The 23,347-nt window shown below is 61.5% G+C and carries 21 protein-coding genes and 2 pseudogenes; 16 read left to right on the top strand and 7 right to left on the bottom strand.

Annotated features, from left to right (window positions below; translation table 11 throughout):
• Positions 1-870, top strand: an 870-nt coding sequence (locus tag AC1DVM_RS16630) for a tyrosine-type recombinase/integrase (RefSeq protein ID WP_477256085.1), incomplete at its 5' end; no start/stop codon positions are given.
• Positions 870-1,916, top strand: a complete 1,047-nt coding sequence (locus AC1DVM_RS16625) for a tyrosine-type recombinase/integrase (RefSeq protein WP_477256089.1) — start codon at positions 870-872, stop codon at positions 1,914-1,916. The genes AC1DVM_RS16630 and AC1DVM_RS16625, both read left to right, overlap by 1 nt.
• A 357-nt stretch (positions 1,917-2,273) precedes the next feature.
• Here AC1DVM_RS16625 and AC1DVM_RS16620 read toward each other — a convergent pair whose 3' ends face one another.
• Positions 2,274-2,510: a DUF6894 family protein gene (locus tag AC1DVM_RS16620; RefSeq protein WP_477256083.1), complete on the bottom strand. Its 237-nt coding sequence runs from the start codon at positions 2,508-2,510 to the stop codon at positions 2,274-2,276.
• 529 nt (positions 2,511-3,039) lie between these two features.
• Here AC1DVM_RS16620 and AC1DVM_RS16615 point away from each other — a divergent pair.
• From AC1DVM_RS16615 to AC1DVM_RS16595, 5 genes are all read left to right on the top strand, one after another.
• Positions 3,040-3,216, top strand: coding sequence for a hypothetical protein (locus AC1DVM_RS16615; RefSeq protein WP_477256081.1), 177 nt, complete (start codon positions 3,040-3,042; stop codon positions 3,214-3,216).
• Between the two features lie 878 nt (positions 3,217-4,094).
• A complete protein-coding gene (locus tag AC1DVM_RS16610; RefSeq protein WP_477256079.1) occupies positions 4,095-5,735 on the top strand; it encodes a recombinase family protein in 1,641 nt (546 codons plus the stop codon).
• A gap of 482 nt (positions 5,736-6,217) precedes the next feature.
• Positions 6,218-6,850 carry a hypothetical protein gene (locus AC1DVM_RS16605; RefSeq protein ID WP_477256077.1) on the top strand — a complete coding sequence of 211 codons (633 nt, stop codon included), beginning with the start codon at positions 6,218-6,220 and terminating at the stop codon, positions 6,848-6,850.
• Positions 6,814-7,503, top strand: coding sequence for an adenylate/guanylate cyclase domain-containing protein (locus AC1DVM_RS16600; protein WP_477256075.1), 690 nt, complete (start codon positions 6,814-6,816; stop codon positions 7,501-7,503). The genes AC1DVM_RS16605 and AC1DVM_RS16600 overlap by 37 nt, the downstream gene beginning before the upstream one ends.
• Positions 7,504-8,115: 612 nt before the next feature.
• Positions 8,116-9,111: an aldo/keto reductase gene (locus tag AC1DVM_RS16595; protein ID WP_477256073.1), complete on the top strand. Its 996-nt coding sequence runs from the start codon at positions 8,116-8,118 to the stop codon at positions 9,109-9,111.
• 236 nt (positions 9,112-9,347) lie between these two features.
• Here AC1DVM_RS16595 and AC1DVM_RS16590 read toward each other — a convergent pair whose 3' ends face one another.
• On the bottom strand, positions 9,348-11,597 hold the full coding sequence (locus AC1DVM_RS16590) for a PepSY domain-containing protein (RefSeq protein WP_477256071.1): 2,250 nt from the start codon (positions 11,595-11,597) through the stop codon (positions 9,348-9,350).
• Positions 11,598-11,752: 155 nt separating this feature from the next.
• Between AC1DVM_RS16590 and AC1DVM_RS16585 the strand changes: the two genes are divergently transcribed.
• On the top strand, positions 11,753-12,163 hold the full coding sequence (locus AC1DVM_RS16585) for a hypothetical protein (protein ID WP_477256069.1): 411 nt from the start codon (positions 11,753-11,755) through the stop codon (positions 12,161-12,163).
• A 261-nt stretch (positions 12,164-12,424) separates the two neighbouring features.
• Here the strand turns inward: AC1DVM_RS16585 and AC1DVM_RS16580 are convergent, their stop codons facing one another.
• The 5 genes from AC1DVM_RS16580 to AC1DVM_RS16560 form a co-directional block, all read right to left on the bottom strand.
• Positions 12,425-13,342, bottom strand: a complete 918-nt coding sequence (locus AC1DVM_RS16580) for an ABC transporter substrate-binding protein (RefSeq protein WP_477256067.1) — start codon at positions 13,340-13,342, stop codon at positions 12,425-12,427.
• A gap of 198 nt (positions 13,343-13,540) precedes the next feature.
• On the bottom strand, positions 13,541-14,344 hold the full coding sequence (locus AC1DVM_RS16575; protein ID WP_477256065.1) for an ABC transporter ATP-binding protein: 804 nt from the start codon (positions 14,342-14,344) through the stop codon (positions 13,541-13,543).
• Entirely contained in the window at positions 14,341-15,198 is an 858-nt protein-coding gene (locus AC1DVM_RS16570) for an ABC transporter permease (protein ID WP_477256063.1), read from the bottom strand. The genes AC1DVM_RS16575 and AC1DVM_RS16570 overlap by 4 nt, the downstream gene beginning before the upstream one ends.
• Entirely contained in the window at positions 15,195-15,878 is a 684-nt protein-coding gene (locus tag AC1DVM_RS16565) for a GntR family transcriptional regulator (protein WP_477256061.1), read from the bottom strand. Before AC1DVM_RS16565 ends, AC1DVM_RS16570 begins: the two co-directional genes overlap by 4 nt.
• Before the next feature lie 2 nt (positions 15,879-15,880).
• A complete protein-coding gene (locus tag AC1DVM_RS16560) occupies positions 15,881-16,831 on the bottom strand; it encodes an NAD(P)-dependent oxidoreductase (protein ID WP_477256059.1) in 951 nt (316 codons plus the stop codon).
• Between the two features lie 193 nt (positions 16,832-17,024).
• On the opposite strand from AC1DVM_RS16560, the pseudogene AC1DVM_RS16555 reads away from it, so the two are divergent.
• From AC1DVM_RS16555 to AC1DVM_RS16520, 8 genes and pseudogenes are all read left to right on the top strand, one after another.
• Positions 17,025-17,231 (top strand): annotated as a pseudogene (locus tag AC1DVM_RS16555) (UxaA family hydrolase); the annotation flags it as partial.
• Positions 17,232-17,306: 75 nt separating this feature from the next.
• Positions 17,307-18,182, top strand: coding sequence for an SMP-30/gluconolactonase/LRE family protein (locus AC1DVM_RS16550; RefSeq protein WP_477256087.1), 876 nt, complete (start codon positions 17,307-17,309; stop codon positions 18,180-18,182).
• 164 nt (positions 18,183-18,346) lie between these two features.
• A complete protein-coding gene (locus AC1DVM_RS16545) occupies positions 18,347-19,516 on the top strand; it encodes a UxaA family hydrolase (RefSeq protein WP_477256057.1) in 1,170 nt (389 codons plus the stop codon).
• Positions 19,482-20,237, top strand: coding sequence for an RraA family protein (locus AC1DVM_RS16540; protein ID WP_477256055.1), 756 nt, complete (start codon positions 19,482-19,484; stop codon positions 20,235-20,237). Before AC1DVM_RS16545 ends, AC1DVM_RS16540 begins: the two co-directional genes overlap by 35 nt.
• An 87-nt stretch (positions 20,238-20,324) precedes the next feature.
• The gene (locus AC1DVM_RS16535; RefSeq protein ID WP_477256053.1) at positions 20,325-21,254 is read left to right on the top strand and encodes a sulfite exporter TauE/SafE family protein; all 930 of its coding nucleotides are present in this window, start codon (positions 20,325-20,327) and stop codon (positions 21,252-21,254) included.
• Entirely contained in the window at positions 21,251-22,012 is a 762-nt protein-coding gene (locus tag AC1DVM_RS16530; protein ID WP_477256051.1) for a TIGR02186 family protein, read from the top strand. Before AC1DVM_RS16535 ends, AC1DVM_RS16530 begins: the two co-directional genes overlap by 4 nt.
• Before the next feature lie 340 nt (positions 22,013-22,352).
• A complete protein-coding gene (locus AC1DVM_RS16525; RefSeq protein WP_477256049.1) occupies positions 22,353-23,162 on the top strand; it encodes an ABC transporter permease in 810 nt (269 codons plus the stop codon).
• Positions 23,159-23,347, top strand: a pseudogene (locus tag AC1DVM_RS16520) (ABC transporter permease); the annotation flags it as partial. The gene AC1DVM_RS16525 and the pseudogene AC1DVM_RS16520, both read left to right, overlap by 4 nt.

Genomic DNA, 23,347 nt, shown 5'->3' with positions numbered 1-23,347 from the left:
CATGATCGCAGTGGGGGAAAGACCCAGCGCATCCACAACATGGCTCGCAATCTCCGGCTAATCGGCAAGAACCATTGCCGGTTCGAGGAGGCGACGCTGGCGCAGCTGGAGGCGATCTGCAAGCGGCTCGATGCCGGCAAGCGCCATCAGATGACCGATCGCAATCGCCGGAGGCTCGCCCAGTTCGACGACCCGGCGAATGTCGCAAGACTCATGCGCTTTCCCGAACGGGAAGAGGCATGGGCATTGTCGCAGACCAATCCGTTCCGGAAAGCAAAAGGCATGGAGCGGGCGGTGGCGGTCGCGATCCTGATCTATTGCGGTCTGCGGATCACGACGTTGCGAACGCTCGAACTCGCGGATTTCCGCTTCACCGCCAATGGCCGCTGCATTCTGTTCGTGCCGGCGGAGCGGACGAAGGGCGATCGGGCGCTCGAGCACGACCTCAATCCTGAGGTCACGGCGCTGCTTCGCCGTTTTATCGACCATCACCGTCCGCTGTTGCCGGGCTCGAACGGTCCGTGCCTGTTTCCGGGTGACGGCCGTCCGGCGCGCTCCCAGACGTCCATGGCGAAGGCGATCTGCGAGGCGATCCGCGATCGGGCGGGCCTCGACATGAACGTCCACCTGTTCCGGCATGCGATCGCCAAGATTGCCGTCGAACGCGATCCCGGCGCTTATCTGTCGGTCTCGCGGGTGCTCGGCCATACCAGCCTCGACACCACCATGGCGCATTACCTCGGTACCGAGTCGAAGGCCGCCGGCCGCCACCTCGATCGTCTCCTGACGGACACCAAGGCGGACATCGAGAACCTCCGCCCCCACGATCGTAACCGCCAAGGCAAGCGCACGCGCGGAGAGACTGCGTGATGGGCATCGTCGATCCGATCCGCCGGGCCCTGCCGCTCGATGAATGGCCCCCGGCCGATCAGGCGCTCTGGCGTGCGGCCCTCATTGCCGGCGACCTCTTCGACCCCGGCGGTGGCGCGGCCCATTGGGCGGTCCGAACCCGGCAGACCAATATCAAGCACTATGCTCGCTGGCTGGGTTATCTCGCCTGGACGGGCGCCCTCAATGCCGACACTGCGCCGGCCGATCGGGTCACCCGCGAGGCCGTGCGGGCGTACCACCGGCATCTCACAACCCTGGTCGCGCCGATCACCCGCCTGTCGATGCTGGTCGGTCTCAAGGTGATGCTGCAGGCGATGGTCCCCGAGCAAAACTGGCGCTGGCTGCAGGATGTCTGCAACCGCATCCAGATCACCGCCCGACCGAGCAAGGACAAGCGCTCGCGCATGCGGCCGACCGCCGAGATCGTCGCGGCGGCCCTCTGTGAGCTCGAGAGCCTCCCCTGCCCGGTCACGACGATCAACCAGGCGCTCGCCTATCGCGACGCCTTCATGCTCGCCCTGATGGCGGCCCGCCCTTTGCGGGTGAAGAACTTCGCCAGTCTCGAATTGGGGCGCCATCTCACCCGCACCGACCACAACTGGCTGATCGCCATTCCTGCCGCCGAGACGAAGACCAAACAACCGATCGCCTTCGACGTCCCTGAGATGCTCCTGCCGTGGCTGGAGCGTTACCTGTCGGAGGTGCGGGTGCTGTTTCCGGAGGCGGCTGAGTCCACCAGGCTCTGGATGGGCAAGGATGGCGTGCTCATCGATCCGCAATCGATTGCCGATCGCATCACCAGGCTGACCGGGCGCCTCTTCGGCACGTCGATCAATCCGCATCTGCTGCGCGACTGCGCCGCCTCGAGCCTTGCCAACAATTCCATCGAGATGGCGCAGGCAGCCCCCGCTCTGCTGGGGCATCGGCATCGCTCGACGACCGAGCGCTACTATATCCAGGCGGACAATCTCGCCGCGAGCCGGACGCTCGGAACGCTGCTCGAATCCATCAGGAACCGAAAGTAACGCTCGCCGCCGCAAGCCAGCCCGGTCATCCGAAGGAACCATCCGATGCTCCGGCATGAGCCGGTATCCAGGGAGGACGTGTCGACAGGGCAGGCAACGCGAATTTCGCACCCGAGGAATGGAGCCGCATCGTGGCGAATCCGATGGTGGTGAACAGGGGGATGAGCTCGCTCCTAGCCGCTCGGGGGGTTGGGGACAGGATCGCGGCTCCCGAGGAAGTCTAGGAACGGCAATGCGCGACGTGATGCCGGAGCCTCTGCATCGATGCGCCCATGGCAACCTCCTCTTATTCAAGAGGATCTTCTCTGTTACATAATAGCAGGATTTCGCCTGAGTTCGATAAAGACATTCCGCGAATTACGCAGCCTCGCCTCTTGTCTCGGTGAAGGTAAAGCTAAGCGTCAGCAAGGCCTGTCCAGCGGCGTCGCTGACGTCGACCCGCCAGTCGTGGCTGTTCCAGGCGGCTTTGTTCCGGAGGAGGTCGCCGATCACACCAAAGGCCTCTTGGCGCGCCGCCTCAAGCCCGGGAAGCTCAGTTCCCTCATGGTCAGGGTAGGTCTGCCCGTCGGTCACATGGAAAAAATAGAGAGGCATGATGTGCTCCGCTGTTACAGGCGGGAGCACACGTCTCTCGGTCGCCAACGCCTGGAAATCCATGCTGGCGATAATGGTCAACGCCCGAGGAATGCCTTCGTTCGGGATGGACGGTCGGTAGCGATTCCGAGACCGTAAAGGTCTTCCGCGAATTGCGCGGACGATTTCCCGATCTACGGTTTAGAAGGCAATTCCCCGGGGACCTGAGCTTTATCGGTGTTGAGTTCGGGGTGATTGCGGACCAACCCTTCCCGCATCTCGGCGAGGCTCTCCCAAGTCCTGGCCATCTCCAGGAGTTGCTCACACTGCTCCCCCTCTGGCATCTGCCGGGCGAGCACCCGGCACTCCCCGGCGTGTTGGCGATACTCTGCTGCTGTTTTCATGGCGTGTTTGTAGGGAGCACAGCGTCTCACCCTCAATCACCTTCTGCCAGATTGGAATCCGGCATTGCTAAAGGCGCTTTTCGGAATTACGCGATCCACGAGTCATAGCGCTTTTTGTCCAGTGGCCGCTCGTCGGATGCCGCGAAATGGGCGAGCGCTTGTCTGATTGCTTGCATCGTCCTGGCTTCGACGCCATCGAGCTGCCCAAGCCGGTCAGCATGGACCCTGAGTTGATCAATGGTCCTGATATGCTCACGCCGCAGCATCGTCCAGGCGACTGTGGGCAGAAAGAGACCTTTAATGGCCCTGCGCAGGAATCATAAAAATGGGGCATTAGAGGCTCCCGAGCCTAATAGGCGGGAGCGCACGGATCTCTCGGTCACCGACGCCTGGGATCACCCTGCCGGCGATCCCTTGAGTCTATGCCCTATCCGAGCCCACTGCCAGCGCTGTTCCCAATGGGCTTCGCGCCWTCAACCGAAAGAAGACCGCGCGGACATGCGCGGCGACCTGATCCTCGGCTTGTTGTTCCCTGGCTCTGCGAGCGTCCTCGATCAAGGTGTTGACCGGGTCATTAAGGGAAGTGAGAGGAATCATCCATTCGCCCACGCTTTGCAGGCGGGAGCGCAGGCACTCAGCCGCCGACGCCTGTGAAGCACAAGTCGGCGATCGCTAACCTTACAGGTTGCACATGGGCCATTCCGGCGCCCTATACCAATGAATTCCATAAAGGGACTTCCGCGAATTAGTCGGTCTCCCGCGAAGGTTTTCGGGTGCTCGATTTCAACCGCAAGAGGATGGCGCGAACATGCGCTTTAACCCGTGCGGCTTGCGCTTCCGCGATCAGAGTTTCCCCGACACTTCGGGTCTCTGACTTCCGGTCCGTCACGTTCTCGCCTCTGGTGCTGAAATCCATCACAACCCGTTTCTCAACAAGCTGAGGCGTGGAAGGTTCGAGGCATTATGCGATTTTGCTACCGCGAGCGGGTGCCGCGGCCAAGAGGGTAGGTCGGAAGGCTAGTGCCGCGCCGGATCGCAGCCGCTCATTTGAGGCGTCAACGACCTGCAACGTCACATTGCCGGAAGGCAAGATCGAGCTTCTAGCTGGCTCACGTCACGCCCGTGGACGCCAAGACGTAAACTGACGAGAATATCGGCCTCCGCGATTCGCGATGGAGAGGGCTACGCCAGGAGCTTAGCAATGCGCGCTGCCATCTACGCTCGCTATTCGTCAGACCTGCAATCGGCGTCCTCGGCCGAGGACCAGATCGCGATCTGCAAGGAGCGGATCGTTCGCGAAGGTTGGACGCTGGCCGGTGTCTTCATCGACGAGGGCATCTCGGGCGCGAGCATGCTCCGCCCTGGCTACCAGAACCTGCTGCAGGTCGCCCGCTCCGGCGGCTGCGATGTGGTGGTGGCGGAAGCACTCGACCGCATCAGCCGCGACCAGGAGCATGTGGCGGCTTTGTTCAAGCAGATGATCTTCGCCGGTGTGCGCATCGTGACGCTGGCCGAGGGCGAGATTGGCGAACTGCATGTCGGGCTTAAAGGCACGATGAACGCCCTGTTCCTCAAGGACCTCGACGACAAGACCCGTCGGGGGCTCAAGGGCCGGATCGAGAAGGGCCGCGCCGGTGGGGGGTTGTGTTTCGGCTATAGCGTTCGCCGTGAGATGGCGGTTGACGGTAGCCCGATCCGCGGCGGTCGCGTCATCGACGAGAACGAGGCGGGAATCGTCCGGCAGATCTTTGCCGACTTCGCCGCCGGCAAAAGCCCGCGCAAGATCGCCTTTGAATTGAATGATCGTGGTGTTCCCGGCCCCCGTCATGCTGCCTGGGGCGCCTCGACCATCAATGGCAACCGCGCCCGCGGCACCGGCATCCTCAACAACGAGCTCTATGTTGGACGGCTGGTCTGGAACCGCCTGCGCTACATGAAGGACCCGGACACCGGCAAGCGCCGCTCACGCGCCAACACCGACGATGACCTGGTGGTCCGTGAGGTGCCGGAGCTCAGGATCATCGATGAGGCTTTGTGGCAGGCAGTGAAGGATCGCCAGGCGAAGATGGCGCAGGACACCCGTCCCGACGCTCGCTCAGCTCAAAAGCCATTCCACCTGCAGACCCGGCCCAAGTTCCTGCTCTCGGGGCTGATGCAATGCGGCGCTTGCGGTGCCGGTTACGTCAAGGTCGGCCAGCACCGCTTTGGCTGCGCGGCTGCCCGCAACAAGGGTGCGGCTATCTGCACCAACATGCTGACCATCCGGCGCGAGACTTTCGAAGAGATCGTCATCGACGGCATTAAGAACGGCCTGATGAATCCGGATCTGTTCAAGGCGTTTGCGGAGGAATTCCATGCGGAGGTCAATCGCAGCCGCATCGAACAGCGTGCGGTCCGCGCCGGCGCCGAGCAGGAACTGCAGCGAACCGACAAACGCATCCGCCGCATCCTCGATCTGCTGCTGGGCAGTGATGATGCGCCACGCTCGCTGATGGACGACCTCAAGGCCCTGGAGGCGCGCAAGGTCGAGCTCGAAGCTGAGTTGAAGGTGCCCGCCGATAACCAGCCGCTGTTTCATCCGAACCTGGCGGAGATTTATCGGCAGAAGGTTTCGGACCTCGATCAGCTGCTCGAAGACCCCGCGACGAAGGACCAGGCGTTCGACCTGATCCGCAGCCTGATCGAGGTGATCCGGCTGGTGCCGGAGGATGGCGCGCTCAAGGTCGAGCTGCGCGGCGAGCTTGCGGGCATCCTGGCGTTGTGTAGTTCAAACGCAAAAAGCCGGACCCTTTCGGATCCGGCTTTTGCTTGTCGACAATTAAAGATGGTTGCGGGGACGTGATACCGCCGAGACTTTGCAAAGGCGACTGTGAGCTGATCCGGATACGCCGCGCTCGAAATGCGGTAAACGGGCGACCGTATCGAGAGTTCGAATCTCCCTCTCTCCGCCATCATCGCTTCTTAAGTGATTGATATTAGACTGTTTTTTTTGATCAATGGTTTTGTCGGCCCCAATTTTGGCCCCACTCTGAGCTCCGGTAGGGTCTGCCGTCGCAGGCGGCCGGGGACCCGACCAGCGTTACCGCTCAGGATTCGGTCCACCGGCATTCTCGATCTTGCATGGTTTATTAGACTTGCCGTTCTTGAATGAGCCGGTTCGCATTCGTGAGTGACAGTCGAGCGCAACACCACCTCGTGGCCTAGCTGCAAGGGATCGCGGGCGCTCGGACAACAGCGCGTCCGAGATCATCGAGGGATGACAGTGGCGACTCGGTAGATAAAGGTTGGGCCGAAGTCGTCTGTGGGGTCGATTCGGAGGATACGATGCCATCCTCTCTCACCGAAAAGCTGATCACCCAGGCCGAGTTGGAAGCCGAACAGATGATCGGTCTGCTGAGAGCCGGCGTGGCTCTTGTTCTCCTCGTCTGGATAACGGTTTCCTTCCAGTTCGATGCACCTGCCGGGTCCGATCTCATCGTTGAGCCTTCCCGCATCGTTACGGTTGCACTGGGTGGCTTCCTCCTCGTGGGGTTGGCATCCTTTGCTCTCGCTTGGACTCGCCTGTTCCGGCCGTGGATGGCGTTCGCCTTCACGGCCATCGACGCGGCCGTTCTCTCGTTCGGGCTGTATATCGTGCTCGAGACGACCGCCCTCAGCGGCAACTGGCTCCCTGCCATACCGGGCATCTGGCTGGTGCCACTCGTGCTGTCTCTTGGCGCGGTCCGCTATCGCCCATGGGTGCAGGTTTGGGCGACTTTCCTGTCGGTGCTCGGTCTTTCCGTGGCCGTCATCGCGCTTGGGTTCGATCCGGATGGACCGGCGAGCGGAGCCGGCCAACAGGTGGACCATCTCTTCTCGGTCGTGCCGACGCTGGTCCGAGGGGGCGCGCTGACCCTCACGGGCCTGATCGCGGCGGTGTCATGTGGCGGGCCCGGGCTCTGCTTCTGCGGGCCGTAGCTGAGGCGTCCCACGGCGCCGAGCTTGCGCGATTCCTGCCAGCCGAAATCGCCCCCCTGGTGAACTCGGATCAGCTGGCAGTCTGGCGCCAGGGACGCCGCCAACAGGTCAGCATTCTCTTCGCCGACATGCGGAACTCGACCGAGCTCGCCGAGCATATGGATCCCATGCGGTTGTCGGTCTTCATGGCCTCTTTCCGCCGGCGGGTGCTCCAGGCAGCGGGGGAAACCGGCGGTGTCGTCGACAAGTTCATCGGGGACGGCGCGCTTATCATCTTCGGCGTCCCTGAGCCCCGCCCGGGGGATGCCGCTCGAGCCCTCCAGTGTGCCCGCAAACTGCTGCATCAGATCGACCGGTGGAACTCGAAACGCAGCTTCGATCCTCCCGTCCGTATCGGGATCGGCGTCCACACCGGGCAGGTCTATTGCGGGTTGGTGGGTGATGATGCCCGGCTGGAGTTTACCGTTCTCGGTGATGCGGTAAACGTCGCCGCCAGGATCGAAGACGCGACAAAGCAGTTCGGGAGCCCCTTGCTCGCGTCGGAGACGGTCATTGCAGCTGCGGGAGAACTCGATCGGTGGCGGGTCGCCAGTGCGGAGCCACTGAGGGGAAGGACAGGTGCAATCACGGTTCTCGTCCCAACAGCTCGATGACAGTGCCCCACTTTTGGACAGTGGCGGCTCAACCGTCTGGTTTGGGGCTGCGTCAACGAGGAACCGAATGTGCTACACCCCAACCGACCATCCCGCAGCTGGAAAATGCGGTCGAAGATCTTCTCGTCATAGGTGACGCGATGATCGCTGCCTCCTGTTCCACGGCGAGCTTCCGCCGCAGGTTCATGACGATGCCCGCCCGTTCGAGTCGAGCGCCGCCGGCTTGTCGGCCAGGATGATACGGGGACGGTTCACCAGAGTTCGGGCAATGACGACGCATTTCGGATCCCCGGGCCGATAGCTTGGTGCGGCACTGGGTCAGCCAGGCTCGTGTCTTCCTACTCCGCCGAAGGACGGCGTTACATGTCACGGATGATCGATCAAACCGGAAATCCTTATGCACCTAAGCGGACGTTCGGTCGGCTTCCGGGATGTGCCAACCTCTGCCCGTCGGCGTGGCCGTGCAGGGGTCGCTCACCCCGCAGGTCCAGACATTCGGCTTTTTCCGGGCGGTCCCAGGAACTGCCAGTTGCGTCGGTTTGGTCTTGATCTCACGAGCCGCACCTAGGAACCTCGTAGTGCTCTATGGTGTGAAACAGAAGGTATTAACTGATGAAGACGCGCAAACTTGGTCCTCACCTCGCCGTTTCGACAGTCGGGCTCGGCTGCATGGGTATGAGCCACGCCTATGGCGGCCAAGACGAGCAGGAGTCCATCCGCACACTTCATCGGGCCATCGATCTTGGCGTCACCTTCTTCGACACCGCCGAGGTCTATGGCCCGTTCGAAAACGAAATGCTGGTCGGCAAGGCGCTGAAACCCTATCGGGACAAGGTGGTGATCGCCACCAAGTTCGGCTTTCGGATCGACACGAGCAAGAGGGGCGCGGACGCCATGTCCGGCCTCGACAGCCGACCGGAGCATGTCCGCGAAGTGGCCGAGGCGTCGTTGAAACGCCTCGGGGTTGAGGTGATCGACCTACTCTATCAGCACCGCGTCGACCCGCAGGTGCCGCTCGAGGATACCGTCGGCGCGATGGCGGACCTTGTGAAGGAAGGCAAGGTGCGCGCACTCGGACTTTCCGAAGCGGGAGCCGCCGACATCCGCCGGGCTCATGCTGTCCATCCGATTTCCGCTCTTCAGAGCGAATACTCGCTTTGGACCCGCGATCCGGAAGGCGAGATCCTCGACACCTGCCGCGTACTTGGTATCGGCTTCGTGCCATTCAGCCCACTCGGCCGCGGCTTCCTGACAGGTAAGATCCAGAAACCGGAGGATTTCGGTTCCGAGGATTTCCGGCGGACGCTCCCGCGCTTCAGTCGCGAGAACATGGCCGCCAACGCCTCGCTCGTGAAATYGCTGGAGGAAATGGCGACAAATAAGGGCGTGACGGCTGCACAGCTCGCGCTTGCCTGGGTTCTCCACCAGGGGGATTTCATCGTGCCCATTCCCGGGGCGCGGAAGATCGCGCATCTGGAGCAGAACGTCGCCGCTGCGGAGATTGCGCTTTCGTCCGACGAGCTTAAGACGCTCGGTGACATGCTGGCGCCGGAAAAATTTGCCGGCAAGCGCTATGGGGATGCAGCCATGTCTCTGACCAACAGATGAGCCAGGGCTTTCCCCTACGTGATGAGGTGTTCGCCATTCACATCTCTTAGGGCCACAAGGGATGAACCTCGGTCTGAAGTGGAACCCGCTGTGAAGGTCCGCTCTCGGCCGCAGTTCCGAAGCCTCCAACTGGGATGCGTCGTGGATGCTGGTCAAGCCAGCGAGTAGCGGGGAGTCCTGACTTTGCGGGACATCGATCCATGAAAACAGTCGCCCTCACTTGCGGCGCCGCCGCGCTAGTCGTCGTACACATCGCGACGAATTTTGCCCTCCGCTTCCCAGAGCTGAAGCTGCCGTTCGGCGTCGAAAGCGGATAGACTCGCGGTTTTTACAAGTATCTCGGTAAGAGCGGCATTTACGCCGACCCCGACCGTGCTGAGTCGACCGCAGAGATAGAAAACGCCTCCCCTGTTCAGCCAATCGAGCACTTCCGCACCGGCCTCGACGAGCCGGTCCTGCACGTAAGCACCGTCGTCCGGATCCCGCGAGAAGGCGGTATCCAGGCGTGAGAGCTGCCCGCTGCGAAGCCATTGCTCCAGGCGATCCCGATAGAAAAAATCCGCCGCCCGTTTGCGGTTGCCAAACACAAGCCATGTCGGCGAGGTCCGCTGCGCCAACGCGTGTTCGGTGAGGAAGCCGACAAAGGGCGCGATGCCACATCCCGCCGCAACCATGATGACGGGCAGGTTGTCCTCCGGGGGATTGAAGGTCGGGTGGCGGCGTAGCTTCGCCTCGATTACATCCCCGATCACGAGCTTGCGGCAGAGCAGGCCCGAGGCCTTGCCGACATGCTCCCCTCCCGCCTCGTCCTGCCAGACTTTCAGGCCGACCGTTAGCAGCAGCCGCCGGTTGGATTCGAGGGGCGAACTACCGATCGAGTAGGGTCGTTCCGGTTCTCCATCGCCAGGGGAGATCAGCACAAGATCGCCGGGCCGGTAATCGAGCGGCAAGGTACTCTCGAACACGAGACTCCACGCCTCGTTCGTTTCCCGGTCACCGGGATCATTGAGTTGCGTGCGCTCCACGAGCGACAGCGCAATGCCGCGATCCCGTTCAGGCGATTTCACATCGCCGGCAGCGATCCCAAGTTGGGCGCTCACCCTTTGCAGCCACTCACGCCAGCTGCCCTCCGGCTCGCGGTCGGCGCGCACCATCGGCACCGACTCGGCGGCGCCGGCGGCCAACAGGGCAGTTCGGACCTCCTCCCCGCCGCCGCAGAAATTGGCATAGCGGGAATCCCCAAGTGCGAGGAGAGAAAAGGAGACTCCGGACAGGTTCGCTTTGCTGAGTTTTCTGACGAATGCGCGGCCTTGCTCAGGCACGTAGCCCTCTCCGGTTGTGGAGACGATTAAAAGCACTCGTCGAAAATGTCCGAGGGTTGTTGGATCGACTCCGGCGAGCGATTTGCTCGTGACTTTCGCCCGGCCGGCTCGCAACACGTCTGCCGTCGCCTCGGCGAGGCGGCTGGCGGTTCCCGTTTGGCTTGCATAGGTTACGAGAATGTCGGCGCCGACATCTCCTGTACTGCGCCGTCCATGACGCCAGCGCCGCAGCCATGCGACCGTGCCTGTGCCGGTCAGTCCCGTTAGCGCAATGACCGAGACGAGGTTGATCAGCCCAGACCACGCTCCGGCCCAGGTGCCTTCATGCAATTCACGCACGAGCCCCGGGCCCGCGAGCAGGCTTACACGGTTTGTCGTCACGACGTACGCCAGAGGTCCTTCGGGTCCGGCTGCGATGATGCGCCAGTTGCCGCCCCGAAAAGTCTGAGCCGAGCGCAACCTCGTCAGATCAACCTGCCCTGCCGCCTGCTGGAGGGCCCGCGCGAGCGAGATCGTCCTCTCCGCAGGCAAGACCGGGGGCGGCGGTGGACCGCCGATGTGGAGGAGTAACAGGACAGCGGTGATGGGCGTGAGGAGGACGAACGGCAGCAAAAACCAGCCAATGCCCATATGCCAGCCCGCCAGCGTGTTTGCCGGGCGCGGCCATGCAAGAAGCGGGCCGAGCACAATGATCACGACCATCGCGTATGTGGCGAGAGTGGCGAAAATGCCCACGCCGGTCAGCAGCGTTCGGTGCAAGTCTTTGGCAAACTCGAAAATATCAGGTCGTGGTATCGTGCCCTCCGTCCGCTCGCCTGTCGCGAGATCGAGCGTGACTGGCGCCGCACCGCCCGCGGGTCGGATGGTCACGGTACGGCTGTCGCCGCTCAGGGTCACCGACCGAGCTATCCCCTGGGGATCGGCTTTGTCGAGGACCGTGACCAGCCTTGCCAGATCGACTCTCTCACCCGAAGGACGGCCGGCCCTCGCAGACATGTCATCGGCGATGGGTTTGAAGGCAAGGATCGCGCCCGAGAGCAAAATGACGACGAAGATGGGCGCGAAAACAAGCGCCAGCCACCGATGGACCAGAAGTAACCCCGCCTTGGCGCGCGGCCAGACACCACGGCTCGTTTCGCCAGAAATATGAGCGTTATCGCCCATGAGATGCTTTCCTATTGGTGCATGGCGTTGTTGTCACAGTAGATTGTTAGCGCAGGAACGGACTTGGCGCGAACTTCGACGGATCTTCTTTGATACCAGCCGAGGGATCCCATCCTGTGATGAGGGTCGGCTCGACGCTGATGTAAGGTGGCCACATGACAGTCGCGCGGGAAAACATTGGATTGGCTGTCGCGGGCGCCGCTGCCGTCCTTTTTGGCGGATTGACAGTTTTATCCGGCGGTCAGGCCTTGTTCGGAAGCCCGGAGGCGCGCGCGGCGGTCGGCGATGCCGTACCGTTCGTCGTCTGGTTCAACTTCGCGGCAGGGTTCTTTTATGTAATCACCGGAATCGGCCTGGTCATGCGACGCCCTTGGGCTGTCGGCTTGTCAGCGATCATAGCGTTTGCCACGCTGGCTGTATTCGCGGCTTTCGGCGTGCATGTGCTGCAGGGCGGCGCCTACGAGATGCGGACGGTCGGGGCCATGGCGCTGAGAAGCGGCTTCTGGATCACGGTGGCGGTGTTTTCCGCGCGCGCGTATGCCCGACCAATGCGCTCAGCGGGATGACTGTGCGGGGGCTGGTTAGACGACGTCCTCGGCGCCACCTTTCAATTTCACCGGGATCATCAGGTAGCGAACACCGTTGGCCTCGGCCGGTGGGAATTTGCCGGCGCGGATCTCGCCCGAGCGAGCTTGGTCCCAATCCGCGCATCACCGCCAAAAGAGCGCGAGCTAACCCCAACCCGTACGAGCGATATAGGATCTCGAAGGGCTCCAATGAGGATCGGGTTGAGGCAAACGCCGGGCTGATCCGCGACTGCGCAATCGCTACACGAGATCAGTCACAATCGCCTTGTTGAGGTCGGGGGTGGACTTTATACGACCAAGATCCCGGAAGAATTTGACTTGGTATTCGAGACTGTCCCGGAACGTCGACGCGGTCATTACCTTCTTGACGGTAGGAAGGTCGTAGAACTCGCTGTTATCGATGATCTGAGTCATGATACCCCCATCGGTCGGATTCTTCTGTTCAGTGTTGACATATTGAGTGATGTCCGCAAGGGCTTGCTTGCGTGTCTCTGAACTCTGAAGATAGGGCACCGCCTTTCCGTGATAGGCTGAAAGAAACCGCCGCAGCGCCTCACGCTTCGTTTCCAGGGCCGTCTCGGTGGTCACGAAGAGATCATAATTGATGAACGTTTCACCGGAGTTCTGACCCTTGGTGAAATCCGCATGTGTAAAAATTTCCCGCGCTTCCTTGTCGGTATTCATCAGGTAGAATCGGCCGTTGACGGACGGCACGATGGCATCCACGCGCCTCGCGACGAAAGCTGATTGGCCGTCGGCCGCCGGCAGATTGACGAAGTCGATGTCAGACAAGCTCATGCCGTTCTTGGCAAGTACGCGTGCTAGGAAATAATGGAGGGCCGTTCCCTCCGTGGCAGCAACCCGCTTGCCCTTCAGTTGCTGCACGTTCTCGATGCCGGGGCCAGCGATCAAGGCGAAAAGGCGCGACGGATCGGTGGGAATCGAAATGAGCCGTAGAGGCACGGCTCCTTGTGCGAGCGCCAGCAATGCCGCCGTCGAATTGACGAAGCTGAGATCGATGCTTCCGCCGCCCAAGGCCTGGATGATTTTCGGGCCAGCTGCTGCTGCGAACAGGACCGTTTCCAGCGCCACATTCGCCTCCTTGAACCAGCTCTTGTTCTCGCCAATCTCAATGATGCCGGCAGCCRGTGCGCGCAAAACGCCGATCGTGAGAGGCGCTGCCGCCCTTGACTGCGCTGCGGCTCCGGTCGCGAACGCGACCGCGAGGGGAGTCGCCAGCAAAGCAGCTCCGCCGCACAGGATCGTTCGACGAGTGAGGGTGTTGGTCGTATCGCCGGTCATACTTTTCTCCCGTTACTGTTGTAGATGTTCAAACGTGCCGGCTCGTTCCGGTGTCTAATCGTCTTTGCTGCGAGCGGCTTGCAAGGCGCCCCAGAGCCTACGCTTGGCAGCCGCGAATTCGTCGCTGAGACGCGTTTGTTCAGACCGCGGCCGTTCAAGTTCGATCGGAACGATCGAATGGATGCGTCCGGGCCGGCTCTTCAGAACCACGACGAGATCCGAGAGGAAGACCGCCTCCTCCAAATCGTGGGTGACGAAGACCACGGTCTTCCCGGTGCTTTTCCATAAGTCCAAGACCGCTTGCTGCATGATGCCTTTTGTCTGGACGTCGAGCGCCGCGAAAGGCTCGTCCATGAGAAGCACGTCGGGCGCATTGGCGTATGCCCGAGCCAGATCGACGCGCTTGCGCATGCCGCCCGACAGCTGTTTGGGATAGGCTTTTCGGAAATTTGACAGCCCGACGGACTCGCACCAATGGGCGACAAGCCGCTCCCGCTCGGCTTTTGGCACCCCGCGTGCCTTTGGCCCGTACTCGACATTTTTCTCGACTGTGAGCCACGGAAAGACGGCGTCTTGCTGGAAGACGAAGCCAAGCCGATGATTGACCCCGGAGATTGGCGAGCCGTCATGGAGGACGCGACCTTTGGAAGGTGTCAGGAGACCGGCCATGATGCGAAGCAATGTGGATTTTCCGCAGCCGGATTCGCCGATGAGGCTGACGAACCGCCCGTTTGGAATATCCAGGTCAATGTCCTTAAGCACCGTCAGTGGATCTGCGGCCTGACCCATTGTGAAGTAGTGGGTCAGCCCTTTGACGCCTAGCTTTGCCGCCGGCTGGATAGAGGTGTTGTGCATCATGACAGTCGCCTCACTTCACTCCAGGCCGTCAATGCGCGGCCAGTGCGCATCGCAGCTTGATCCAGCAAGGCGCCAAGAACTCCGATTACAATGATTCCGACGATCGTGATGTCGGTGCGAAAATACTGGCCTGCATTCTGTATCATGAAGCCAAGGCCGGTAGGCGCGGCAATGAGCTCGGCGGCTACCAGTGCAAGGAAACCCGTTGAAAGGCCGGTCCGGAGTCCTGCGATGAGATAAGGAACTGCGCTCGGCATCGCCACTGTTGTGAAGACCCGCCATCGCGATGCGCCGAGGGTGCGCGCGGCATCGACATGAATCTGGGCCACCTCCTGCATCCCTGCCCGTGCATTCACCACGCAGGGTTTGAACACCGCAAGCGCGATAATGATGATCCGTGACGGTTCTCCGATGCCCACCCACACGATCACCAACGGGATATAGGCCAGCGCAGGAATAGGACGAATGGCATCGATGATGGGGTTAAGGACGTAGCCAAATGTGCGGAACCAACCCGCGAGGGAGCCGAGAACGATGGCGAAACCCGCACCGATCGCAAAGCCGACGATGACACGCTGCAAGCTGGCAAGTGTGTTGGTCCACAGATCCCCGCTGGTCATCTCCTCCATGAAGGCGGCGGCGATTTTTGGAGGAGATGGAACCAGAGCTTCGTTGACGCCTGGCCTGAGAGCCATCAGCCAATAGAGGGCCACGACGGTGAGTAGCGACAGGGTGCCGATCAGAACGGAGGGTTTGATCCACCTCCGCAACGGCCCGATGCGGGAGTCAATTTTTATGGCGGATCTTGGCGTGACGCTGGCGCGATTGAGTGAGTTCGACGCGATCTCGGTCATGGCCGATCCGCTCCTGCTTGAATAACTTTGGCTTCGTGGCGAGCGGCCGGGATGGAATTCTCTGAGGCTCGTTGCAGCAGGTTGTGCTTCGCCTTCTCGATATGCGCACCCATCAGGAGAGCCGCCGACGCGGGGTCACGGCGCTCAATTGCCCGGATGATGTGCTGGTGATCGTCCACGACGCGCTGAAAGCGCTCGTCACCATAGCCGTAACGACGCAGCAGCGCGGATAGCAGCAGCCAGTGGCGGTCAACCAGCATCAGCGCGCCGGGGTTTCCGGCAGCGTCATTAATGATGGTGTGGAAGTTGCGGTTCGCGTCGGGAACAGAGGCGTAATCACCGGCTGCGACGGCCGCCTCAAGTTGCATTTCCGCCTCGCGGAGCTTGTCCAGGTGATCCCCAGTTCGCCGCTCCGCGGCACGCCGCACCAGCATCGTCTCCAGCGCCGTACGGACGTCGAAGAGATCCTCGATGAAATCGCGATGAACGGTGAGCACGCGGGCTCCGCGATTCGGTTCAATGACTACCAGTCCTTCGCCGTGCAGAACGCGCAGCGCCTCGCGGACCGGCATGTGGCTGACGCCGTAGCGGCCGGCAAGTTCGTCGATCCTCAGGCGAGAGCCGAAGGGCAGTTCACCGGAGACGATGTCGTTTCTTAGGAATTGTTCGATGTCCAGCATGGCTAAGTTCCTCCGGGAGCAACGGTCCCGACCGGCTCCAGAGATAGAAACACGCCGCTCTCTGCTTCGCAGACGCGCATCATCGAGCCGGACCCGTCATCTGCTCCGAACCCTGTTTCAAGCGCCCGTTCAAGGATCTCGTAGGCGGCGCGGCTCTGGCGCATGGAAATGCCCATGTCGTCCGCCATCCTCAGGGCAAGCCCCACATCCTTGTGCTGAAGCTTTGTCATGAAGCCCGGCTTGAAATCGCGCCTCAACGCTTTTTTCGGCAGCCCAGTCGAGAGTGCGTTGTTCCACGCCATGGTTGATTTCAGCACGCTGAAGATCGTTTCGAGATCGAGATTCGCCTTGCGACCGGCGATGAGCGCCTCGATCGACGCGGCGTTTATCGACGCCACCAAGGCGTTGTTAATCAACTTGATCGCGGAGCCAGCGCCCACCTCGCCGCAAATGTGCAACTCGCTGCCCATGGCCGACAGCAAGGGTCGTGCCTTTTCGATCAACGCCTTTTCGCCCGCGGCCATAAGCGACAACGTGCCCGCGATGGCGTGCTCCATCGTTCTGCCAACCGGGCACTCGATAAACGCGATACCCCGCTCTGCAGCGCTCCCCGCGAGTGCAATTTTTGTCGCGGGCGCGGTGGTGCTCATATCAATCACAAGCGTTCCGGGCCGTGCTTCGGCCAAGAGGCCCGCTTTCCCATCCAGCACCTTGCGCACAGCGTTGTCGTCGGGGACCATCGTGACGATGACGGTCGCGTGACGCACGGCGTCCGGCGTCCGCCCATCGCTGCCGCCTTGGACGCCCAGTGCCGCGACGGCTTCTGCATTTGTGTCGCGGCCAGCGACCCGAAAACCTGCCCGCAGAAGGTTTATGGCCATCGGGAGGCCCATCGTCCCCAAGCCCACGAACAGCACCTCGGCGGTTGAGGGGGAAACGTCTTCCCTGTTCATACTTGATATAATTTCTGTCATTTAGCGGACAATTTTCCTGATATGTTTTATATTGTGGTTGCGACTTTACAGATTTGATCAAAGCTGACAAGTTCGAAATCGAAACGGCGTCAAGACGGACGCCACGGCGATTTCAGGAGCTTTGGCGTTGTCGATTGGGTCAGAAGCACTTTGGCTGGAGCCAGCGGACGATGTGGCGACAGCGCTTCGTGACCTCAAAGCAGGCAGCACAATTGCAATCGCCGTCCACGACGCGACGCGCCGAATCCGACTGAGAGAGGACATTCCGGCCGGCCACAAATTTTCGGTTCGGCCCTTGGCGGCAGGTCTACGACTCCGGAAATATGGTGAGTTCATCGGACGCCTCAATCAAGAGGTCGATCAAGGAGCGTGGGTTCACGTCCACAACCTCGCCACCTGCGCCACCGGTCGCGTAGATTGCGACGTTCGAGATGACGCGGCCGATGTTTTGTCCGTGTTGGGGGAGTCGCGGGCATGCGTCGGCGAGAGCCCCGTCTGGGATGCCGAGACCGGACGGCTGTACTGGGTGGATGTCCGCGAGCGGCCCTCGATCTCGATGGTCGAAATCCGAACTCTTGAGCAAACGACCTTTCCCATGACGGATGAGATCGGATCGATCGTCCTGACGCAATGCGGCTGCCTAATCGTCGCGATGCGTTCGGGCTTCGCCATTTTCGATCCACGGACCGGAGCGCTGAAACCATTGCATGACCCGGAGCCAGAATCGAGGGCGAACCGCCTCAATGACGGGAAGTGCGACGCGGAGGGTCGGCTTTGGTTCGGTTCCACGAACCCGGATTCGGGCCTGGCGGAAGGAAGCCTATACGTCCTCGACACAGACTTGCGATGCCGCCTTGCGATGAACGACCTGGTTGCGCCAAATGGCCATGCCTGGAGCCTCGATGGCCGCACGATGTATCTGAGCGATACGAAGCGCGGCCTGATCCTTGCACATGATTTCGACGCCGGAACAGGCGATTTCGGCCCGCCGCGGACATTTGCCGATGTCGGTCATTTTCCGGGTGGGCCGGATGGGGCGACGATCGACCGGGAAGGCTTTTTATGGTCGGCGCAATTCAATGGCGGCTGCCTTATTCGTTTTGCTCCGGACGGGCGGATGGATCGCATCGTTCGATTGCCGGTGAGCAAGCCGACGTCCTGCACATTCGGGGGTCCCGACCATGACCACCTCTACGTGACGAGTGCCGCCCGGGGGATGGGTCAAAGCCGTCTTGCGGCCGAGCCTCTGGCGGGCCGCATCCTCGTTCTTGACGTTGGCGTCGGCGGGTTCCCGCCAGCGCGCTTCGAGAAAAATTTCATCCAGGAATAGGAAGCAAGCGTGCGTCGGACAGTGAGAAAGGCGGTCTCGAAGGTGGCTGGGAACGTTTGCCGACGGCGTCGGCCGTTGACAGGCAGAGTCGGCCTGATGGGAGACGTGAGCGCATCCATGATGGGCGGCGCCCGCAGCCTCCTCGGTAGCGGTCGGGGTCTGGCGTGATCGGTCACACCCGCACGTTCGAAGGCTATCGTCGTTCCGACGGCCGGGTGGGCGTCCGCAATCACGTGCTCGTTCTGTCGCCGACGGGCCTTACATCGGCACTGGCGCAGCGCGTCTCTTTGCTTGTGCGGGGTACTATCTGCGTGACGTCCGGTTTTGGCCGCGGCCAATTCGCGGACGACGCGAAGCTGCATTTCGACACGCTCTCAGGCCTTGCGGCCCATCCCAACATCGCCGCCGTGCTCGTCCTGGCAGCGAGCCAGGACATTTCCGACTCGTATGTCGCCGCGCTGGAAAGTACCGATAAGCCCGCTGTTGGCCTGTCGCTTTCCGCATCGGAGGAGGACGCTCTGACGCTGGTGGATGCGGGAGTCAGGGCCGCAACCCATCTGGTCCGCGACGCTTCGTCCCACAAGCGCGAACCGGCAAGTCTTGCGGAGCTTTGCATCGCACTCGAATGCGGGCACTCGGATACGACATCGGGTCTTGCCTGTAACCCCATGGTGGGACGGATCGCCGAGCTGGTGGTCGAAGCCGGCGGTCAGGCCATCATGAGCGAGACCGTCGAATGGACCGGCGCAGAGCACATCCTCGCCAGGCGGGCAACGAGCGCGGAGCTTGCCGCCAGGATTCGAGACGCCGTGCTAAAGCGGGAACGGGCCGTGCGCGCGGCAGGAGGTGATGTGAGGTCGCAAAATCCCGGCCCGCAGAACCGTGCCGGGGGACTGACGACAATCGAAGAAAAGGCCTTGGGCGCCATCGCAAAAGGCGGAAACCAACCGATCCACGGGCTGCTGCAGCCGGCGGAACGGCCGCAAGGACCCGGTCTTTTCCTCATGGATACGCCCTATTTCTCGCCGGAATCCATCACCGCGATGGTCGCCGGCGGGGCTCAGATCGTTCTCTTCACCACAGGCGCCGGCAACAGCTATTGCAGTCTCGTCGCGCCGACATTGAAGGTGAGCGCCAAGGAAGCGACCTGCTCCCGTCTTTCTGAACAGATCGATATTTCCGCGTCGCGCGCGTTGCTTACCGACGCCCCCCTCGACGAGGTCGCTGACACAGCACTCCACGAGATGCTGCGGACGGCCTCCGGCAAGCTAACCTTCGGCGAAATTGTTGGCGAGGGCAATGAGGTCGTCAGTCGGCTCGGACCATCGTTGTGAATCTCGCATGCACCGAGCCCATTGCACACGCCCTGCGCCAAGCCATGAACCTCGAGGAGAAACCATGAACGACCCTCAAGACGATGCGCTTCGCCTTGTCGCGTTCCCCACCTCTGTAGTGTCGGATGCGATGGACGAACTCGGAATCAGCGGCGTGATCCCGGGGGTCCAAGCCCGACGCATAGGGCAAGGGCGGGTCTGCGGCCGCGCTCTGCCCGTCCGCTTCCAACTAAAAAAGGACGATCCGGACGCATACAGATTCGGCGGCGGTGTGGGTAAACCGCTGGAGCAGGTGCTCAAGACTATGGCCGACGGCGACATCGTCGTGTTCGATCTGGGCGGTGCGGTGAATGCCGCGTGTTGGGGAGGACTCGCATCGCGAATTGCCCAGCGCCGCGGTGTGCGCGGCACCATCGTATGGGGCTCTTGCCGCGACGTGGAGGAGATCCGCACCGTTGGATACCCAGTCTGGTCGGCGGCCGTCTGTCCTCGCCGTAGCCGGAACGACTTTACGTTCGGCTCGATCAACGAGCCGATCACGATTCAGGACGTCGGCGTCTCGCGAGGCGATTTGATTCTGGCCGATGAAAGTGGCGTCATCTGCATTCCCCTCGCTCACATCGAAGCCGTCCTCGATTTGGCGGCGCGCATTGCCGAACAGGAGCAGCGTCTCGAGCACCAGGTCCTGGCGAACGCGGTCACATCCTGGGACGAAGTCTAGTCAGGGCGCGACCCAGCGTAGCGCGAACCACACGGTTGTCTTCACGCGAAGCCGATCGCCGATCATTCCTTCTGCCGATAGTTGTCCGTGTCCTATTACCTTCCCATCGCCGAAATGCCCGTGAGCGTCCTTCTTATCCTTGGGATGGGCGCAGCGGTCGGGTTTGTCTCCGGCCTCTTCGGGATTGGCGGTGGCTTTCTGATGACGCCCTTGCTGATTTTTATCGGCATCCCGCCGGCTGTGGCGGTCGCCACGCAGTCGGCATCGATCGTAGCTTCATCGACGACCAGCGCACTGGGAGCGTTGCGTCGAAACGGCGTCGATTTCAAGCTCGGGGCATTCCTTGTCACCGGTGGGTTCGTCGGCTCCGCCTTGGGCGTCTGGTTCTTCGCCGCCGCACGCCGCGCAGGACAACTCGACCTGGTGATCGTCGTGTCGTACGTAACGCTGTTCACCGTCGTGGGCGGCCTGATGCTGAAGGAAAGCGTCCGGGAATTCTGGACCAGGCGCAATGGCGGCCCTCTGCGCGCCCGGCGTCGTGCCGGCGAACACGCGTCCTATCTCTTCTGGCCGCTGCGTGTACGATTCTACCGGTCCAAGCTTTATGCGAGTGTAATTCCCATCTTTGGATTCGCTCTCTTCGTTGGGTTTGCCGGCGCTCTCCTCGGCATCGGCGGTGGATTCATTCTCGTGCCGGCGCTCCTGTATATCCTGCGGGTTCCCACGATGGTGGTGGTAGGGACATCGCAGTTCCAGATCGTCTGCGCCACATTGGTCGCCCTTATCCTCCATGCGGTTGCAAACCAGGCCGTCGATATTGTGCTGGCGATCCTACTTATAGTCGGCGGCGTCTTTGGCGCCCAGTTCGGTGCGCGGGCGGGCCGCAATCTCAAGGCCGAGCTTTTCCGCTTCCTTCTTGCTCTTCTGCTGCTGGCAGTCGGCATTCGCTTCGGCTTGGAGCTGGTGTCGCAGCCGCGGGAGCCATTCTCGATCACTGTGCAGGGTGGCGACGCATGAGACTGGCCTTGTGCCTGGCGCTTCTGCTGGGTCACTCGGCCCCTTGTTTGGCTGAGACGTTGTTTGCCACATTGTCCAGCCATCGCGTCATGATCAACTCGAACTATACGGGAACGTCCCTAGCAGTTTTTGGGGCCATCGAGAGCGATGGAAGGATGGTGGCGCGAGCGACGGAATACGACGCCGTGGTGTCGGTTCGCGGGCCGAGCCAATCGCTGGTCATTTGGGAGAAGGAGAGACTGGGACCTTTCTGGCTCAATCGCGGACAGCAAAAATTCCCGACGGCGCCAGCTTATCTGGCGGTCCTCGCCTCCCGACCGGTCAATGACATTACGATCGAACAATTGCGGCAGCGACAGAAGATCGGGCTTTCTGCAATGATCCACTCGGTCGATTTCACCAATGATCGGGGTAGTGCCGACGAGCCCTTCAGGGAGGCGCTCTATCGCCTTAAGGCTCAGGACGGGCTGTATCTGGAGAGTGAGCGAGGAGTCACATTCCTCACGCCCCGCATTTTCCGAGCAGGTATCCCCCTTCCAGCGAGGGCGCCGCCCGGCCGATACGACGTGGCCGTCACGCTCCTGGCCGGAGGTGTTATTCTCGCCAACACAAGCACGCAATTCCACCTCGTCAAGACGGGCTTCGAGGAGCAGGTGGGCGAGGCGGCGCGGGATTGGCGATTCGCATACGGTAGCTTCACTGCCCTCATCGCGCTCTTCTTTGGGTGGGTTGCTAGTACGATCTTTCGGCGCGATTGATTCCCGACCGCGGCGGCATCCAGTCAAATCGACATAGCGACCGAAACAATGGATTTGAGCATATTCGAATGCTCTCTACTCTCATTCAGCCACATATTCAGGAGTCACCCTATTGATTTGATCAAATTCCTGCGGCATCATCACGACGAATGATCAAGATCGTCGGTGAGGCGGTCAATATTTGAACGTCGGCTTGGATGGAGCGCATGCCCGCAGAAACCGAGATTTGCTCGATTGACCCGTCACGGCCCTTCCAGTTGAAACTGACGCCGAATTGGCTGTTAGCGATATGGCTGCGCGCACTCCGCCCGGAACCTAATCTGAGCGGAAGCACGTGTCGATGGTAGCGGGCGTCGAGCGCGCGCCGGCCGAGCGTCCATCCCCCTCGCGTACATTTCCACCGTGGGCGGTGTATCTTAGAACCATGGGGCTGTTTTGCATTGCCTGGTACGGATTCTCCGTACTGGCTAAGAACAGCTTGTTGGTTCCCTCGCCCTTGGCCGTCGCGGGCGCATTGTACCGAAGCCTGATGGACGGAGAACTATATGCAAATGCGTCGATCAGCCTTGCGCGACTTCTGGTCAGCGTTCTGGCCGCGGCTGCACTAGCAATCCCGCTGGGCCTTGCAATCGGTGTAAGTCGGGTCTGGGAAAAACTCTTCGAACTGCCGGTGGAGATTCTCCGACCGATTGCTGGCATCGCGTGGATTCCTCTGGCACTGCTGATGTTCGGAATCGGCCATGCGCTGCCGATCTTCATCATGTTCTACACCGCTTTCTTTCCCATGCTTCTCGGAACCGCCGCCGGCGTGCGCGGCGTCGACCGACGGCTTGTCAGCGCAGCCCGGACAATGGGCATCGGCGGGCGATTACTTCTACGGCGTGTGATTCTCCCGGCGGCACTTCCGTCAATCATGACCGCCATCCGCGTGGCGGTTGCAAGTTCGTGGACGGCGGTCGTCGCGGCCGAGTTGGTCGGTGCGCCAAGTGGGCTGGGTTATGCAATCGAGTACTACCGCAGCATGCTGGACACACCCTCAGTGATGGCGTTCATCCTTGTGATCGGCGTGTTGGGCTATGTTTGCGACAAGATTGTGCGCGCCATCAGCGCCGCACTGATTCCCTGGGCGGCGACGAGGGACGAGCGATGAAAGGGATTCTGCTACGCCTCGCAATTCCGGTTGCGTTCCTGCTCCTTTGGCAAGGAATTGCCGATATCGCCAACACGCCCAGGATGCCACGGCCGACGGCCGTCGTGGTCGCAGCCTCGAAGCTTATCGCCAGTGGCGAATTGTTTCTCGCACTTTCCACCAGCCTCGCCCGCGTCTTCTCGGGG

It is taken from the genome of Microvirga sp. P4_A5, assembly GCF_056402495.1.
This window is presented reverse-complemented; position numbering and strand designations above follow the sequence as displayed.